General features: G+C 40.1%; 16 protein-coding genes. 7 read left to right on the top strand and 9 right to left on the bottom strand.

Annotated elements, in window-relative coordinates:
• Positions 1-14: 14 nt before the first annotated feature.
• Both N5852_RS00365 and N5852_RS00370 read right to left on the bottom strand, forming a co-directional pair.
• On the bottom strand, positions 15-638 hold the full coding sequence (locus N5852_RS00365) for a M15 family metallopeptidase (RefSeq protein WP_262098356.1): 624 nt from the start codon (positions 636-638) through the stop codon (positions 15-17).
• Positions 635-1,459 (bottom strand): VanW family protein, encoded by an 825-nt coding sequence (locus tag N5852_RS00370; RefSeq protein WP_262098357.1) that lies wholly within the window; start codon positions 1,457-1,459, stop codon positions 635-637. Before N5852_RS00370 ends, N5852_RS00365 begins: the two co-directional genes overlap by 4 nt.
• A 190-nt stretch (positions 1,460-1,649) precedes the next feature.
• Between N5852_RS00370 and N5852_RS00375 the strand changes: the two genes are divergently transcribed.
• Both N5852_RS00375 and N5852_RS00380 read left to right on the top strand, forming a co-directional pair.
• Positions 1,650-2,033, top strand: coding sequence for a hypothetical protein (locus tag N5852_RS00375; RefSeq protein ID WP_262098359.1), 384 nt, complete (start codon positions 1,650-1,652; stop codon positions 2,031-2,033).
• A 61-nt stretch (positions 2,034-2,094) separates the two neighbouring features.
• A complete protein-coding gene (locus N5852_RS00380) occupies positions 2,095-3,744 on the top strand; it encodes a tetratricopeptide repeat protein (RefSeq protein WP_262098360.1) in 1,650 nt (549 codons plus the stop codon).
• A gap of 104 nt (positions 3,745-3,848) precedes the next feature.
• Here N5852_RS00380 and N5852_RS00385 read toward each other — a convergent pair whose 3' ends face one another.
• From N5852_RS00385 to N5852_RS00410, 6 genes are all read right to left on the bottom strand, one after another.
• Positions 3,849-4,349 carry a DUF4145 domain-containing protein gene (locus tag N5852_RS00385; RefSeq protein ID WP_262098362.1) on the bottom strand — a complete coding sequence of 167 codons (501 nt, stop codon included), beginning with the start codon at positions 4,347-4,349 and terminating at the stop codon, positions 3,849-3,851.
• Positions 4,350-4,594: 245 nt separating this feature from the next.
• Positions 4,595-6,241 (bottom strand): ABC transporter ATP-binding protein, encoded by a 1,647-nt coding sequence (locus tag N5852_RS00390; protein ID WP_262098364.1) that lies wholly within the window; start codon positions 6,239-6,241, stop codon positions 4,595-4,597.
• The gene (locus tag N5852_RS00395; protein WP_262098365.1) at positions 6,238-7,473 is read right to left on the bottom strand and encodes an ABC transporter permease; all 1,236 of its coding nucleotides are present in this window, start codon (positions 7,471-7,473) and stop codon (positions 6,238-6,240) included. The genes N5852_RS00390 and N5852_RS00395 overlap by 4 nt, the downstream gene beginning before the upstream one ends.
• The gene (locus tag N5852_RS00400; protein ID WP_262098367.1) at positions 7,473-8,582 is read right to left on the bottom strand and encodes a microcin C ABC transporter permease YejB; all 1,110 of its coding nucleotides are present in this window, start codon (positions 8,580-8,582) and stop codon (positions 7,473-7,475) included. Before N5852_RS00400 ends, N5852_RS00395 begins: the two co-directional genes overlap by 1 nt.
• 213 nt (positions 8,583-8,795) lie before the next feature.
• A complete protein-coding gene (locus N5852_RS00405) occupies positions 8,796-10,721 on the bottom strand; it encodes an extracellular solute-binding protein (protein ID WP_262098369.1) in 1,926 nt (641 codons plus the stop codon).
• 172 nt (positions 10,722-10,893) lie between these two features.
• Positions 10,894-11,478, bottom strand: a complete 585-nt coding sequence (locus tag N5852_RS00410; RefSeq protein WP_262098370.1) for a c-type cytochrome — start codon at positions 11,476-11,478, stop codon at positions 10,894-10,896.
• 136 nt (positions 11,479-11,614) lie between these two features.
• Here N5852_RS00410 and N5852_RS00415 point away from each other — a divergent pair, with 136 nt between their 5' ends.
• The 4 genes from N5852_RS00415 to N5852_RS00430 are packed head-to-tail and all read left to right on the top strand — an operon-like array spanning position 11,615 to position 14,263.
• Positions 11,615-12,370: a 3-deoxy-manno-octulosonate cytidylyltransferase gene (locus tag N5852_RS00415; RefSeq protein WP_262098372.1), complete on the top strand. Its 756-nt coding sequence runs from the start codon at positions 11,615-11,617 to the stop codon at positions 12,368-12,370.
• Positions 12,370-13,245: a prephenate dehydratase gene (locus tag N5852_RS00420; RefSeq protein WP_262098373.1), complete on the top strand. Its 876-nt coding sequence runs from the start codon at positions 12,370-12,372 to the stop codon at positions 13,243-13,245. Before N5852_RS00415 ends, N5852_RS00420 begins: the two co-directional genes overlap by 1 nt.
• 20 nt (positions 13,246-13,265) lie before the next feature.
• Positions 13,266-13,721 (top strand): GNAT family N-acetyltransferase, encoded by a 456-nt coding sequence (locus tag N5852_RS00425; RefSeq protein WP_262098374.1) that lies wholly within the window; start codon positions 13,266-13,268, stop codon positions 13,719-13,721.
• Between the two features lie 35 nt (positions 13,722-13,756).
• Positions 13,757-14,263, top strand: coding sequence for a CAP domain-containing protein (locus N5852_RS00430; RefSeq protein ID WP_262098376.1), 507 nt, complete (start codon positions 13,757-13,759; stop codon positions 14,261-14,263).
• An 18-nt stretch (positions 14,264-14,281) separates the two neighbouring features.
• Here the strand turns inward: N5852_RS00430 and N5852_RS00435 are convergent, their stop codons facing one another.
• Positions 14,282-15,208 carry a LysR family transcriptional regulator gene (locus N5852_RS00435; RefSeq protein ID WP_262098378.1) on the bottom strand — a complete coding sequence of 309 codons (927 nt, stop codon included), beginning with the start codon at positions 15,206-15,208 and terminating at the stop codon, positions 14,282-14,284.
• A 201-nt stretch (positions 15,209-15,409) separates the two neighbouring features.
• Between N5852_RS00435 and N5852_RS00440 the strand changes: the two genes are divergently transcribed.
• Positions 15,410-16,117 carry a pirin family protein gene (locus N5852_RS00440; RefSeq protein WP_262098379.1) on the top strand — a complete coding sequence of 236 codons (708 nt, stop codon included), beginning with the start codon at positions 15,410-15,412 and terminating at the stop codon, positions 16,115-16,117.
• The last annotated feature ends 371 nt before the right edge of the window (positions 16,118-16,488 follow it).

The following is a 16,488-nucleotide window of genomic DNA, read 5'->3' on the forward strand; positions in this document are numbered from 1 at the left end:
CCCCTTTAATGCAATTATTCGATGATTGGATATTGCCGAGCATTTGGCAATTCAAAATGCCACCATTCACTATTAATGCCTTTAAGCCCTGCTTTTTTCATTAAGCCAAACAATAGGTCGCGATTTTTGCAAGCAAGACTATCGGCTTTGGGGCATTTATAGTGCGCTGCGGCCTTACTGGTAAAATCATCAAAAGCAGTTGGAAAAAGCAATATTTTCCCATTTTCATCAGCTAAAGCCACATCAATCGCCGCGGCGCGATTATGGTTTGAACCGTTTTTTGGATTAGCAACATAACGGCGGTCGGGCATAATATCCCACATGGCTTTTTGTACAGCAAGTGGACGAAAACAATCCAATAGAACAAGTTGCAAGTGTTGATCTTGTAAATCCTTTTTAATTGTTTCAAGTTTTTTTGCTAAATCCTTATGAACAAGGCAGGTGCTTAGACCATGCTCTTTATAAATAGCACGATGCAAAAAATTATTGTCACTCGCATAGCGCAAATCAAGCAAATAAGGCGTGCCGTTTAATGTTATCAATTCAGCATTATCATTAAAATCTTTGCTTTGCCCAAAAGATGAAATACTGATTAAAAAATAGATACTTAAGCTAATTAATCCAAAAATCTGCTTCATTGAAAATCCTTTAAACTATCAACCACATCAAATGCATCGGGCACATACATCATCGGCGCAATATTTTTACGATAGAGCGTCTCGCTTATTAAGCTATCCCCTTGCCATTGCTGGCGCCAAATTTCATTAAAGCGGTAAAACTTGCCCTCGCATTGCAAAAATCTATGATTTTTTTCACAAATATCATATTTTACATTAAGCGTGTCATTGACCAAAATGTCACCAATCAAATGGTTTTCATCAAGGCTAAGACGTAACTGCCAAATATTTGGGCTATTATTGGTAAAGCGGTAATCAAGATAATTATAAAATATAGTTGCCCCACAACCAAATGGCACAAGCCGCTCATCATCGCGAAACATATCACGCGAATGGTGATGATGCTCAATAATATCTAAATTGCTATGCAATATCAACCAGTGCAGCATATTGGCAATTTGACAAAGACCACCGCCAATACCCGCCCTCATTGTATCACCTGACAGCTCCAAGCCTTTGCGAAAACCGCGCAGGCGATGGGCATGCCCCACTAATTTATAAAAAGAAAAAGTTTCACCAGGGTGAATGACAATACCATCAAGGAGCGGAATTGCCTTTTTTAAATTGGTAATCTTATTTAACTGCAACTGATGATAGTCTTCACCAAAATTGCGAATGAGCTTTGATTGATGGGAAAATACCCGATGGGGCAAACTGTCGACTTGCCGCTTTCGCGCAAATTTTTGTTGATCTTTGCTATTGCGCCAATAACGCAAACATCTTTGCCGCCAGATGGCGACAAAAAACAATATCGGATGTTTTTGGCTTAATCTTTTGGCCACACGTTCCCCCATCTGTAATCAAACCATATAAAAATGCTAAAATGATACAGTATTATTTAAGGCATTGATTTATTATTTTATAAAAAATTTAGAAAAGCTCGGCATTAAATTAATAAAAATATTAAAATAATAGTTTTATACAGCAAAATAATTGTTTAATAATAAAAATAATCATTGAAGAGGAGAAATGATGGCAAACAATAATGAAAATGACAATCAAAGCCAACAAAATGGTGGCGCGTTAAATCCTCAGCAAAGGCGTGCTATTATAGGCTATGATATCAGTTTTTATGAAATTTATCTTGAAGGCAATGACCTTTCACTTGCAACAATAAAGCAGATCGCCAGTCTTTATGAGGTAAATTTTGTCAAAGCAAAAGCAATTTTAAGCAAAGGTAAGATTTTTATCAGCAAAGGCCACCCGCTTAAGATATTTTTTTGGCTGAATAAATTTCATCAACTCGGTCTAAACTATAAAATCTATCCTAATTTTCCTTATGATCCTTTTTTATTTGCGGATGAAGACTTAAGCTTTCATCAAAAACACTGGAAACTTGGTGACGAACCGGCTTAAAAAATTTGAAATATTTTGAGGCAAGCCATGTTGAGACAAGCGATGCTTTGCGAGGGCAAAAATGAAAAAATATATATTTCTTTTTATTGGTGCTGTTTTTGTAGCTATTATGCTCATTGCCTTAAATATTGATAGGGAATTTAAACAGGCTTTAGCAAAGGCCGAAAAAGGTGACGCAAACGCGCAATATGAAGTTGGCGAAAGCTATGCCAAGGGCAAAGGTGTTGAGCTTGACTATAAGCAAGCCTTTCATTGGATTGAAGCATCAGCAAAGCAAGGCAATGTGAATGCACAAGCTCGTCTTGGTTGGCTCTATGCGAATGGACAAGGTGTAGACAAGGATTATACCCAAGCATTATATTGGTTTAAAACTCTCAGTGACCAAGGCAATCCTAAAGGACAAATAGGCCTTGGTTGGCTTTATGAAACTGGCAACGGTGTCAAACAAGACGAGGAAGAAGCAGTCCGTCTCTATCGTTTGGCCGCAGACCAAAACAATGCAAGGGGGCAAACGGTCCTTGGAATTATGTATGAAAGTAGTACGGGCGTCAAACAAGATATCAATGAAGCTCTACGCCTTTATCATTTGGCGGCAGAAAAAGATGATCCAGCCGCTCAAACTATTTTAGCAATTAAGTATTTTAACGGCACTGGCGTTGCACAAAACAATGTTGAAGGACTGCGCTTTTTGCAATTAGCAGTAGATCAAGACTATGCTAGGGCACAGAATTACCTAGGTATATTATATTTAGAAGGTGAAATCGTTGACCAAAGTGAACGCCAAGCTATCCATTGGTTTAAACTTGCTGCGGCTCAAGGCTATCCACCAGCACAAACTATAATGGGCTTTAGGTATCTTATTGGCGAAGGTGTAAAACTAGATAGGCGTAAAGGCATGCGCCTCATGTATTTAGCTGCAGAACAAAAAGATATTACAGCACAAGCTTGGTTGGGCTTTCACTATAGCTTACGATATACAACTGAATTAATGGTACGTAATCAGGAAGCAAGGATTAATGGTTCCGAAAAATATAGCGATAGCGGTCTTATCAAAGATGGAGAAAAGGCTTTTGGCGATGACCCTGAAATACAAAAATTGCGTGCGCTAGCTATTTATTGGCTTACATTGGCGGCAGACCAAGGCCATGAAAGTGCCAAAGAAGCCTTAGCCAGATTTCAAGCAGAGGATGAAAACAACGAAAATGAGGAAAATGAAAAAGATCCGAATTTGTCGCATAAAAAAAGTAACGATGAAAAGCCTAATCGCGTAACCGTTAAAGAACCGAACATATCCCATACATTAACTGTTGCTGAAGCATTTAACCGCGTCAATGAAAAAGACGCAAATTTATCGCAAGACATTGTTTTTGCTGAAGCACTTAATCGGGCAAATGATAAAGATCAACTAAAAAAGCAAGAAGAAATAGCAGCCGCTCAAAATGCTGCTGAAAAAGGTAATGCACAAGCGCAATATAATCTTGCAACCCTTTATTATAACAGCGATGAAAGCCCTAACAACATGCAATCAGCATTTTCTTGGTTTCAAAAAGCTGCAGAGCAAAACCATGTTGAGGCACAATTTAATTTAGCTATCATGCTATATTATGGTATTGGCACCCAAAAAGACATTGCCAAGGCAAAATATTGGTTGCAGCTTGCCGCCGACAATGGCAGTGCCGAAGCCAATGCCTATTTAGAAATGATTAAATAAAAATAAATTAGTACTTTATCGCGTTTATAAAAGCACAACTACCCATTGTCATGGTTAAAATATTTTCAATCCAAAATACTAAAATCTTATTTTTAAGAGTTTATTTAATTTGCTTTTTTATCACGTTTTTCAATAGCCTCACGTGGACCTTGGGGCAAACTTTGAAACATCGTTTCAATTTCTTTGGGTTTTGTAATTCTATCTTCAACAATAATATTTAATAATTTGAATAGGCTAAGAGCAATTTGTGGATCATCTTCAATATTAATTTCACCTGGGTGAACAGCATTATTGCCAATTACACGACATATATCCGCTGCTTGTTGTATGCGTGGTGACAAACCTTTTTCTACAAGAGATTTAATGTCATTATTAATATTTTCACCTTTTTCCCCAAGATGAACCATTAATTTTTGTAAGCATAACCGAAGTAAAGCAGATGCACCTTTAGGCGACAGGTTTACAATGCTTCTTGCTTCCATATAGTCAATTTTACAATTTTCAGGCATATCAATATTTGGTAGTTCGGCATTGCTTGCAACCGGAACAACCATCTTTTTATCATACCAATATGAAGCTCTGTCGCAGTGTGTACACTTTGCCATGAACATATCTGAAGATATTGTACGCGTATAATATCGAAGATATAATTCAGTCCAATCTTGTCTAGAATAAACATCACAATAGGGGCAACTATATGCTTCTTTTTGGTATTCTGGCGGATAATATGAGGTCATCCATTTAACCTTTTAATATTGGATTATTTTTTACAAATATATCAAAAACTATTTAGCAGATAAGATAATAAACCAGATAAAACAAGATAATAGCTTGAATATAAATTTAATTTTTATAGTTTTGGCGTAACTATCTCGTTATCTGCCCGCGTATTCATATTAAATGCCGCAGCCATAAGGGTTTTAGTATAATCTTCGCGCGGATTAGCAAAAATATCCTTTGCCGCACCCCGTTCCACCACTTTACCATCACGCATCACCAATACTTCATTGGCAAGGGCTTTAACCACTTTTAAGTCATGGCTAATAAAAAGATAAGAAAGATTGTGTTTTTGCTGTAATTCACGCAGCAAATCAACCACTTCTGCTTGCACACTCATATCAAGGGCAGAGGTTGGTTCGTCCAGCATAACAAAACGCGGATTTAACACCATGGCACGCGCTATCGAAATACGCTGCCGTTGGCCGCCTGAAAACTCATGTGGATAGCGGTGGCGCGTTTGCGGATCTAGGCGCACCTCCTCCATCGCAGCAATCACCTTATCCTCACGTTCATCATAGGTGAGTTTTGGCTGATGAATAGAAAGCCCCTCGGCAATAATTTCTCCCACCGACATACGTGGCGACAATGAGCCAAAAGGATCTTGAAAAACAATTTGAATATCGCGGCGCAATGGCCGCATTTTCTTATAACTTAATTTATTGATATTTTTGCCATCAAATTGAATAATACCTTTTGATGAAATCATACGCGTTAAAGCAAGCCCTAATGTCGTTTTACCTGAACCAGACTCGCCTACAACGCCGATGGTTTGGCCGGCTTTAATATTGATATCAATATCATTAACCGCCTTGATATAATCAGTGGTTTTACGGAAAAGCCCCGTTTTAATCGGAAACCACACACGCACTTTTTCACCACGCATGATAATTGGCGCATTGGGATCAACCGCAGGCGGATTACCCTTTGGCTCGGCCGCCAAAAGCTTTTTGGTATAGTCATGTTGTGGATTAGCAAAGATTTCTTCAACCGATGCCATTTCAACAATTTCCCCCTTGGTCATCACCGCAACACGATCAGCAATTTTGCGGACAATGCCAAGATCATGAGTGATAAACAACATCGACATTTTATGTTGTTTTTTTAAATCTGCTAAGAGGTCAAGGATTTGCGCCTGCACCGTTACATCAAGAGCAGTGGTTGGTTCATCAGCAATTAATAGCCGCGGATTATTGGCTAATGCCATGGCAATCATCACCCGCTGTCTTTGTCCGCCAGATAATTCATGCGGATAAGAACGTAAACGTGACGCCGCATTTTTAATGCCAACTTGCTCTAAAAGTTCAACCACGCGAGCACGCGCCGCATTAACACTCATTCCTTGATGGATACGCAAAATTTCACCAATTTGCTGCTCGACCCGATGTAATGGGTTAAGCGATGTCATTGGCTCTTGAAAGATCATCGAAATATCTTTGCCGCGCACGCGTTGCAATTGCTTTTCGCTAAGCTTCATCAAATCCTTATCCATATCATCTTGGCGAAACAGCATTTCACCTGATGGATGGCTAGCCATGGGATAGGGCAAAAGTTTTAATACTGATAAAGCCGTGACAGATTTTCCGGACCCTGATTCACCCACCAGCGCAACGGTTTCGCCGGGCATAATATCAAAGGACACATTTTTTACCGAAAGCTTTTCTTGACCATCCTGACGAAAGGCCACAGAAAGATCGCGGACTGAAAGCATTGGCGTCATTGAAGTGTCTTTCTTGGGTCAAATGCATCACGCGCTGCTTCACCAATAAAGGCAAGCAAGGATAAAAGCACGGCAAGAGTGATAAAGCCGGTTATTCCAATCCAAGGCGCATTAATATTGTTTTTTGCTTGCAACATTAACTCACCAAGCGAAGGCGAACCAGGTGGTAAACCAAAGCCAAGAAAATCGAGCGAAGCAAGGGCAGAAATACCAGCGGTTAACAAAAATGGTAAAAAGGTAATGGTGGCGACCATCGCATTTGGCAATAAATGGCGGATCATAATGGTGGCATTGGAAACACCCAGAGCCCGCGCTGCATTAACATATTCAAAATTACGAGCGCGTAAAAACTCGGCGCGTACCACGCCAACTAATGTTACCCATTGGAACAGCAACATAATTGCCAGCAAAACCCAAAAACCCTGCGCAAAAAAAGCCGATAGAATAATCAGCAAATATAGGGTTGGGATAGACGACCAAATTTCAATAAAGCGTTGGAAAATAAGATCGACCCAACCACCAAAATAGCCCTGTACCGCGCCAGCAGCAACACCAATAATCGTCGATAATACGGTTAAAATAACCGTAAAGGCAACCGACACGCGAAAACCATAAAGCGCGCGCGCAAAAATATCGCGAGTTTGATCATCTGTACCTAAAATATTCCAATTGCCAAATTTACATTCGGGATTAGCCGCACCGCCAGCATAAAACTTGCACCGCTCATCCATGCTTTGCATCCAAAAGGGTGGCGACAAAGCTTCTGACTGCTCGCCTTTTGTATCATAAGAATAATGGATAGGAGGCCAAATAGCCCAACCATGCTCTTCTATTTCTCTTTGGATGTCACTATCACGAAAATAAGCCGCCGCCAAAGTGCCGCCAAATTTTTCATCGGGATAATCAAAAAAGGCGGGAAACAGTAATTCACCCTTATAGCTTGCAATAATCGGCCGATCATTGGCGATAAAGGATGCCCCAAAAGAGCAAAGACATAAAAATATAAATATCCAAAGGGCCCAATAACCACGGCGATTTTTTTTAAAATTGCGCCAACGCCGTTGGTTAAGTGGAGATAAAAATGGCTGGCGATGTTTTTGTTTATTGTGCTTTTGCTCGCTTGAATGGTGCACATCCTGCGCAATTTCGCCAGCCAAGCCACTTGTCAAGCCACTTGTCAAACCATTGGCAGCAACTTCATTCGCCATAATATTTGAAGGATTATTGGCCATTAGACATCCCTCTTGTCAAAGTCAATACGCGGATCAACCGCCATATAGATAAGATCTGAAACAAGTGAAACGACCAAACCCAGCAATGAAAAAATAAACAATGTGCCAAGCACCACCGGATAATCACGCTTAACCACTGCCGTATAGCTCATTAACCCCATGCCATCTAAGGAAAATAGCATTTCAATAAGCAGCGATCCTGTGAAGAAAGAGGCAATAAAAGCCCCAGGAAAACCAGCAATAACCACCAACATTGCATTGCGGAAAACATGGCCATAAAGCACTTTGCGATCACTTAACCCTTTGGCACGCGCAGTGACCACATATTGTTTACGAATTTCTTCCAAAAAGCAGTTTTTTGTAAGGAGTGTCGTTGTTGCAAAAGCTGAAATTACCATAGCAGCAATGGGCAAAGTAATATGCCATAAATAATCAAGGATCTTGCCACCCCATGACAATTCATCAAAATTATCAGAGGTTAATCCGCGAAGTGGAAACCAATCAAAGAATGAGCCGCCTGCAAAGAATACAATCAACATGACGCCAAACAAAAAGCCGGGGATAGAATAGCCAATAATGATAACGGCACTTGTCCACACATCAAAGGCAGAGCCATCTTTAAGCGCTTTGCGAATACCAAGGGGAATAGAAATAGCATAGGAAATGAGCATCAGCCAAAGGCCAAGCGATACCGATACGGGCAAGGTCTTTTTAATCATATCAATAACAGAGGCATCAGAAAAAAAAGATTTGCCAAAATTAAATGTACTATAATCACGTAACAAAATAAGATAGCGTTGCCATGCAGGCTTATCAAAGCCAAATTTTTCCTCTAGTGCTTTAATAAAGTTAGGATCCATACCTTGCGCACCGCGATAAAGCGATTGACTGGAACTAGACCGCGAACCAATATTTTCAGCGTTAATGCCCATGTCACCACCACCACCAGAAATACGGTTAAGTGCGCCATCCCCACCACCTTGCAATTGAGCTGCAATAGTTTCAATAGGCCCACCTGGGGTAAATTGCAAAATAACAAAAGTTACAGTTAATATGCCAATAATGGTTGGTATAATTAACAATAAACGGCGGATTATATAGGCTGCCATCACACTTCCCCATTTTTAGACTGCGGCATTATCCACGCGGTTAATGTCATTTCCATTTTCTTTCTTTGAACATGCAGTTAGCTTTTAAAAATAAACAGTAAGCGGATTGTCGCTGATTTTGCCGCACGGATAAAAATAAACAATAAACCTATATGGTAAATAAAGTGCAAAATAACGGTTAATCAATAAAGTTAGTTTTAGTGATAAAGCCAATTAACGATTCCCAATGGATTGCTTTAAAGCTTGTTCCTTTTGCTGATCAATTGACCAAGAAAAAATGTCATAACCGGCCGCTTCTGGCTGTGGACGCGGAATATCAAATTTATCCCAATAAGCAATATTAATCTTTGATGATGTCCATTGCGGTACCACATAATAATTCCACAACAAAATACGGTCCATTGCTCTTGTTGCAGCAATCAAATCATCGCGATCCTTAGCATAAATAATCTCGTTAATCATTTTATCGACTGCAGGATTTTTGATGCCTACATAATTTCCACTATCATTTATATCAGCTGCAGCGGAGCTAAAAAAATTAAGCTGTTCATTGCCCGGCGAGTTCGATTGGCCAATTGCAATGGAAATTACATCATAATCAAAATTAAAAAGACGATTTTGATATTGCGCATCGTCAATGGTGCGCATTGTTACATCAATGCCAAGCCGTTTTAAATTGGCAATATAAAACGAGGTTGCCCGCTCGAAACGAGCATCATCTAACAAAAATTCAATTGTAAATGGTTGACCTTGCGCATTAACCAATTGATTGTTTTTTAACCGCCAACCAGCATCTTGCAATAATTGCATAGCTTCACTTAAATTTTTACGCAAGTCAGTCGGTTTACTATATTTTGGTAAAGTGAACGGCTTTTGAAATAATTCTGCCGGAATTTCATTCTTAACACTTTCCAACAGCTGCAATTCTTTACCCTTAGGTAACTCCTGGGCGGAGACAAAATCAAGGCCATAAAAATAACTGGTGATGCGCTCATATTTATTAAAAAATAATAAGCGGTTCATTTGTTCAAAATTAAAAGCAAGGTTTAATGCTTTGCGCACCCTGATATCATTAAATTTCTCACGACGTATGTTTAAAAAATAGCCTTGCATGCGACCACTTCCATGATTTTCAAAGCTTTCACGCTTAACCAATCCGTTTTCTACCGCAGAAAAATTATAGTTTTGCATCCACGATTGGATAGTATTTTCTTGCCGAAAATCGCTTATGCCGCCTTTTTTAAAGGCTTCCCATTTAGCATTATCGTTAAAATAATAAGTATAGCGAAGAGCATCAAAATTATAGCGGCCGACATTAACTGGCAAATCTTTGCCCCAATAATCATCAACCCGCTTATAAAGCGTCGACTTACCCGGATTATAATTTTCTAAACGGTAGGGGCCAGAGCCAAGAGGTATTTCACGTAAAGGTTTTGAAAAATCACGCTGTTTGCCACTCGCGTCTTTTGCCTCCCACCAATGTTTTGGCAAAATACGTAATTGTCCAAGAATATTTGGCAGCTCTCTATTTCCAGCCTTTACAAAGGTAAAAGTTACTTCATTTTTTCCCGTGACTTTAGCAGATTTTACGGCGCTATAATAGGAGCTATTACGAGTTGAGTATTTTTTAATAATGTCAAATGACCATACCACATCTTCGGGCGTAACCGGCGTACCATCGTGAAATTTAGCTTTATCGTTTATTTTAAATTTCACCCATGAATAGTCATCAGGATATTGGACAGCAGTCGCAATAAGCGGATAATTGACACCTTCTTGCTCAGTCGAACCTGCCATCAAAGTATCATAGATCAACAAAATATTGCGATCAGCCGTACCTTCAGGAATAAAAAAATTAAAATTATCAAAGGTACCTTGCAGCGCTATGTCGTTAAATGTCCCACCCTTTTTTGCATTAGGATTGACATAATCATAATGCTTAAAATCAGCACCATATTTTGGTGGAACGCCAAGGCTTGTACTTGTTCGCCATATTGGTTCAGTTTTAGGCAGGCTTTGCTGCGTGTCGTCAGATTGAGGTTTTTCTTGCTGATTGTTAACAGGATTAGCAAAGGCTATAACCGCGCAATGAAACGGTATAATCAAAGCAGTTAAAAGTATGATTTTTAAAAATTTCATTACTCTTTGCATATTGAACCTTTACCTAACAACCCATTTATAACCATCTATGGTCTGCATTTTAAATTGCATTATCAACGCATTTTGCCAAACCTATGGCAAGCATTTCATAATTAATTATCTTTAATAAATGAATAAGATAGACTTTTACACCAACAAAATAATGTAAAAATTATTGGCCAACACGATCTTGTTCTTTATCAACCTTTGGTAAATCCTGCGGATTATCGCTTAAGGAGCGTAAATAAAGCAAAAGATCAGCTCGATCTTGTGCATCTTTCATGCCCTTATAGGTCATGATTGTGCCTTTTAAGGTGCGTTGTGGTGCGCTTAAAAATGCGTCCAAGCTTTGATAATTCCATTTTGCACCATTTTGTCCCAATTGGCGCATGGCGCTTGAATAATTAAAGCCATTAAGCGAAGCAGCTGGACGATCGACAATCTGCCACAAATTAGGTCCTAGACGGTTTGGACCATTCTCAGTGGGTATATGACAAATACCACACTCACCAAATAATTTTCGCCCATGTTCTATATCACCTGTTGCAAGGCGCGCTTCCAACGTCTTAGTTGTTGCAGTTGTTTTATCAGCGACATTATTTGCGCTTGGCTCTTGCACAAGACTATTTTCACTTTTTATTGGATCAGGATTGCTATAAATTGTCTCACTAACATAATAAAGTGTGATAAGCACAATAAGCCATAATAGGCAGACAAGAATAAAATTATTAATGGTAGCAACGGAAATGCGAAACATGAGACAAAGAAAAACCTTTTAAAAATAGCTTTGGTAAAATAGAACTTTTGTAATAAGACTGCAACGTCTATAAAGTCGCAGCACACCCACCATCGGCAATGATTTAAAGTGGTAATGCTGTTTTTGAGGATATTTCATGACCCAATCCGCCCTTATCATTATTCCAGCCCGTTTGGCTTCTACTCGTTTACCCGGCAAGCCACTTGCCGATATTTGCGGCAAGCCGATGATTGTCCATGTCGCAGAGCGCGCGCGAGCTGCCAATATTGGCCCGGTTGTTGTCGCAACCGATGATGAAACCATTAAAGCGGCGGTGCTTCAACATGGTTTTAATGCGGTGATGACAGCCAAAGAACATGAATCAGGTTCTGACCGTATTTTTGAAGCTTTGCAAAAGGTGGATAGCAATGGCAAATATGATGCGATTATCAATGTTCAGGGCGATTTGCCCACCATTAGTCCAGATGAAATCCGTGCCGCTTTTGCGCCGCTTGATGACAAAAATGTCGATATAGCTACCCTTTGCGTTGAAATTACCCGTGAAGAGGAAAAAAACAACCCCAATGTCGTCAAAGTTGTTGGTTCGCACATTATGCCGCAACGTTTGCGCGCCCTTTATTTTACCCGCGCCACCGCACCTACAGGCCCCGGCCCACTTTATCATCATATCGGGCTATATGCCTATAGGCGTGAAGCTCTAACCCGCTTTGTTAGCCTAAAACCTTCTCCATTGGAGCAACGCGAAAAGCTAGAACAATTGCGTGCATTGGAAGCTTTTATGCGCATTGATGTTGAAATTATCAATAGTATTCCCCTTGGTGTTGATACCCCAGAAGACCTTGAACGCGCCAAAGAAATCATAAAATTAGAAAATGGAAAGGCTTTAAAATAATGGCTACACAACCAGCGCAACAAAAAGCAAAAATAGCCTTTCAAGGGGATTATGGTGCTAATTCCGATACGGCCTGCCGCAATATGTTTCCCAATATGGAGCCTTTGCCTTGTGCAACTTTTGAAGATGCATTTAGCGCCGTTGAAAGTGGCGAAGCAGAGCTTGCGATGATCCCAATTGAAAATACTCTGGCTGGTCGTGTTGCTGATATCCACCATTTATTGCCGCGCTCACCTTTGAATATTATTGGCGAATATTACCTGCCTATCCATTTTCAACTTATGGTTTTACCCGGTGTAAAACGTGAAGAAATTAAAACCGTTCACAGCCATATTCATGCACTTGGCCAATGCCGCAATATTATTAAGCAAAATGGTTGGAAGCCAATGGTTGCTGGCGACACAGCCGGTGCCGCCAAACTGGTTGCCGAAAAAGGCGAACGCAGCATGGCAGCTCTTGCACCATTTTTAGCGGCAGAACTTTATGGCCTTGATATTTTACAAGAAAATGTTGAAGATTCAGCCGATAATGTTACACGCTTTGTGGTTTTATCCCGCAATGCTCATCGCCCCCAATATGACGAAAATGACGAAAATATTGTTACAACGATTGTTTTTCGCGTCCGTAACGTACCAGCCGCGCTTTATAAGGCATTGGGTGGTTTTGCCACGTGCGGCATCAATGTTACTAAGCTTGAAAGTTACCAGCTTGAAGGACAATTTAAAGCAACACAATTTTATATTGATATTGAAGGCCACCCAGAAAGCCATCTTGTGCATTTAGCGCTTGAAGAATTAAAGTTTTTTTCAAGTGAATTGCGCATTGTTGGGGTTTATAAGGGCTCAAACTTACGCGTTGAACAGCGCAATCTTTAAAATATTATTAGGGGACAACAATGGAAAATGCCGTTAATATTCGTTATTTACAACAAGCGGACCACGAAGCATGGCTTGAATTATTTCGCCAATATCTCATTTTTTGTGAAACTGATCCTGAAACATTTGAAATCGATGTTGTTTGGCAACGCATGATGGACAATAATTTTCCAATTTTTGGCATTGGTGCTTTTATCAATAATGAATTGAGCGGCATTGGTCATTTTGTCATTCATGCCTCAACTTGGACAAGTAAACCCTATTTTTACCTAGAAGATTTGTTTACTGCTGAACATTCGCGAAAAAGAGGCATTGGCAGTAAAATACTTGACTTTATCCACGAAATTGCCAAGCATAATGGCGGCGACTATCTTTATTGGATAACCAAAGAAAGCAATAAAGCCGCCCAAGCCCTTTATGATCAAAAGGCTGAAAAAACTGATTTTATCCAATATCGCATTAAAATCGAAGCTTAATTTTTTTCAAAGTTATTAAATAAAGGCATTTTATTATGAGTGATCAAAAAGGCAAAAAGAAAACTTTGCTTCACCGCCGCCATTTTTTAGCCCTAGGCATCGCGCTTGCGCCTAGCATTTTATTGCCGCAAACAAGCTTTGCCCAGCTTAGTAAATTTTTTAAAAAAGAAGATGAGGTTACCCAGCTTTTTAATGCAATCCGCAAGGAAAATCGCCTATCCTCTATGAGCCCAGATCCATTGCTGCAAAAAGCTGCCCAAGACCAAGCAGAGCGCATGGCACAAAAGCAAAAAATGGGGCATTCGATTGGTTGGGGCAATGATTTTGGCTCACGCGTTCGCAGATTTGGTATAAGAGGCGCAGCAGCTGAAAATGTTGCGGCAGGCCAACCTGACCTTGCAACAGTTTTTAAAGCATGGATGAACTCCAAAGGCCACCGCAAAAACATGCTTGATCCAGAATTTAACCATTATGGCCTTGCCTACGCCGTATCACCGCAAAAACCAAACTATCGCTATTGGGCTTTAGTACTTGGTAAATAATAAGCTAAATATATCTTGTCAAAATATGCTTGTATCAATCCATGGCTCTTTGGTTAGCCTAAGGGCAATAAAATCCATAAGAGCTTGGACACGATGCGGTCTTTTACGCCCTGGAGGCGTTACAATATACAGCATTAATGGCTTTATTTGCCAATCATCCATTGCTGTTTGTAGACTGCCATTTTGCAATTCATCCCAAACCATAAATTCTGGCTGTAACGCAACACCCAAGCCAGCCAGTAAAGCTGGGGTTAAGGCTTCGGCATTATTGGCCTGCATTTGCGCTTCGGTAATTTGAGTAAATTCGCCATATTCTTGATGGACAAAGCTCCAACCTTTTTTACCATAATTATAAGTGTATTTTAGTGTCTTGTGATTGGCAAGGTCGCGCGGGTGGAGGGGCTTGCCATATTTTTTAAAATAATCTGGCGCCCCAACAAGAAGAATACGTACCGAACAAAGGCCTCGCACCACAAGACTTGAGTCAACCATATTGGCAATGCGTAATGATAGGTCAATTTTATCCTCGATAAGGTCAATCTGCTTATCGGAATAATCGGCATCAATTTCCACATCGGGATGTTGGGTTAAAAAGTCAGCAAGTATGGCTGCTACATATTTAACCCCAAAGGAAATCGGTAATGAAATACGTATTTTGCCCCTTAGGCTGGTTGCCTGTTCGCTGATTTCTTCTTCAATCGCATGACCGTTTTCAAGAATTGCAATTGCACGCTCTAATGCCGCTTGTCCTGCTTCAGTTAAAGAAATTGCTCGTGATGTGCGCTGCACCAACATAACATTTAAGCGCGTTTCCAAACGGGAAATAGCTTTAGACACTGTTGCTTGTGAAAGATTAAGATCTGCTGCTGCCTTAGCAAAAGAGCCAATTTCTGCCACTTTAGCAAATATTGCCCATCCCTCTAAATCGGGTAGAATTGTCGCCATGGCTTTAAACCCATTTTTTTAAATATCACTTTTATTCTTACCATAAATCCATAAAGCATTTAAAAAAATATGCAAATGCGATAGCAAATTGGTAAGATAGCAAAATTGGAAAGCTTGCTATTCCCTTTTGCTCATTCTCAAAAAAGCAGTGCGGTCTTATATTCCTCATTAATCAACACCTAAATTAATAAGGAAAAGAAAATGATTGAACATAGACCTTTTCAACAACTTGGCGCAGCAAATCATGGCTGGCTCAATGCCAAGCATCATTTTTCATTTGCCAATTATCATGACCGCAACCGCATGCATTGGGGTAAATTACGGGTGTGGAATGATGATATCATTGCAGCTGGTACCGGTTTTCCAACGCATCCCCATAATGATATGGAAATTATTACCTATGTGCGCGAAGGGGCCATTTCTCATGCCGATAGTCTTGGCAATAAGGGGCGCACGGTTGCGGGCGACGTGCAGGTGATGAGTGCTGGCACCGGTATCGAGCATTCTGAATATAATCAGGAAACAGAAGATACCAAAATATTTCAAATTTGGATTTTGCCTGATAAAAAGGGCGAGCGTCCATCTTGGGGAACCAAACCTTTTCCAAAAAATGAGCGCTCGGGGCAGTTTGTCGTTTTGGCAAGCGGCTTTGATGGCGATGATGATGCCTTACCCATCCGCACCAATGGTCGAATATTAGGCGCGACCTTAAAAAAAGGTGAAAGCGTAGATTATCACTTTGCTGATCAAAGCCGCTTTGGCTATCTTGTTCCAGCTAAGGGCAAGGTCGAAATTGATACCATCATCCTTAATACCGGTGATGGCGCAGCTATTCGTAATGAAGACATGATCCGTGTCACGGCACTTGAAGACGCAGAACTTGTCTTGGTGGATGCCGGTGCTATTTAGTTAAGCCTTGTAAAATATGAATAGATGTAAAATATCAATAGATTTGGCGGAAAATTTTTTAGAAAACATAAGAGTTAAATATAACTCAGTTAATCATCCGCTGCGAGTGAACAGCTGCGGATGATTAAAGGCAAAGTCCATTGATTAAAAATAGGGTCAGAACCTATTAATTTAAATGAAATGGCACAATAAACAGCAAAAATATACAAGGAGGAAAGCGAAAAGTGGGTGGTATACCCATTTGAGCTTTACGACGCAGTAGATTACAGCTGTTTTTGTGTCCTTTCAGGATACAAGTAAATTTTCGCGATAACTTTGTCGAAGTTCCTTGAAAATATTCATATTTCTCGGCGGATCTTCTCTTGTTCTCA

Source organism: Bartonella sp. HY328, from assembly GCF_025449335.1.
Lineage (GTDB): Bacteria > Pseudomonadota > Alphaproteobacteria > Rhizobiales > Rhizobiaceae > HY038.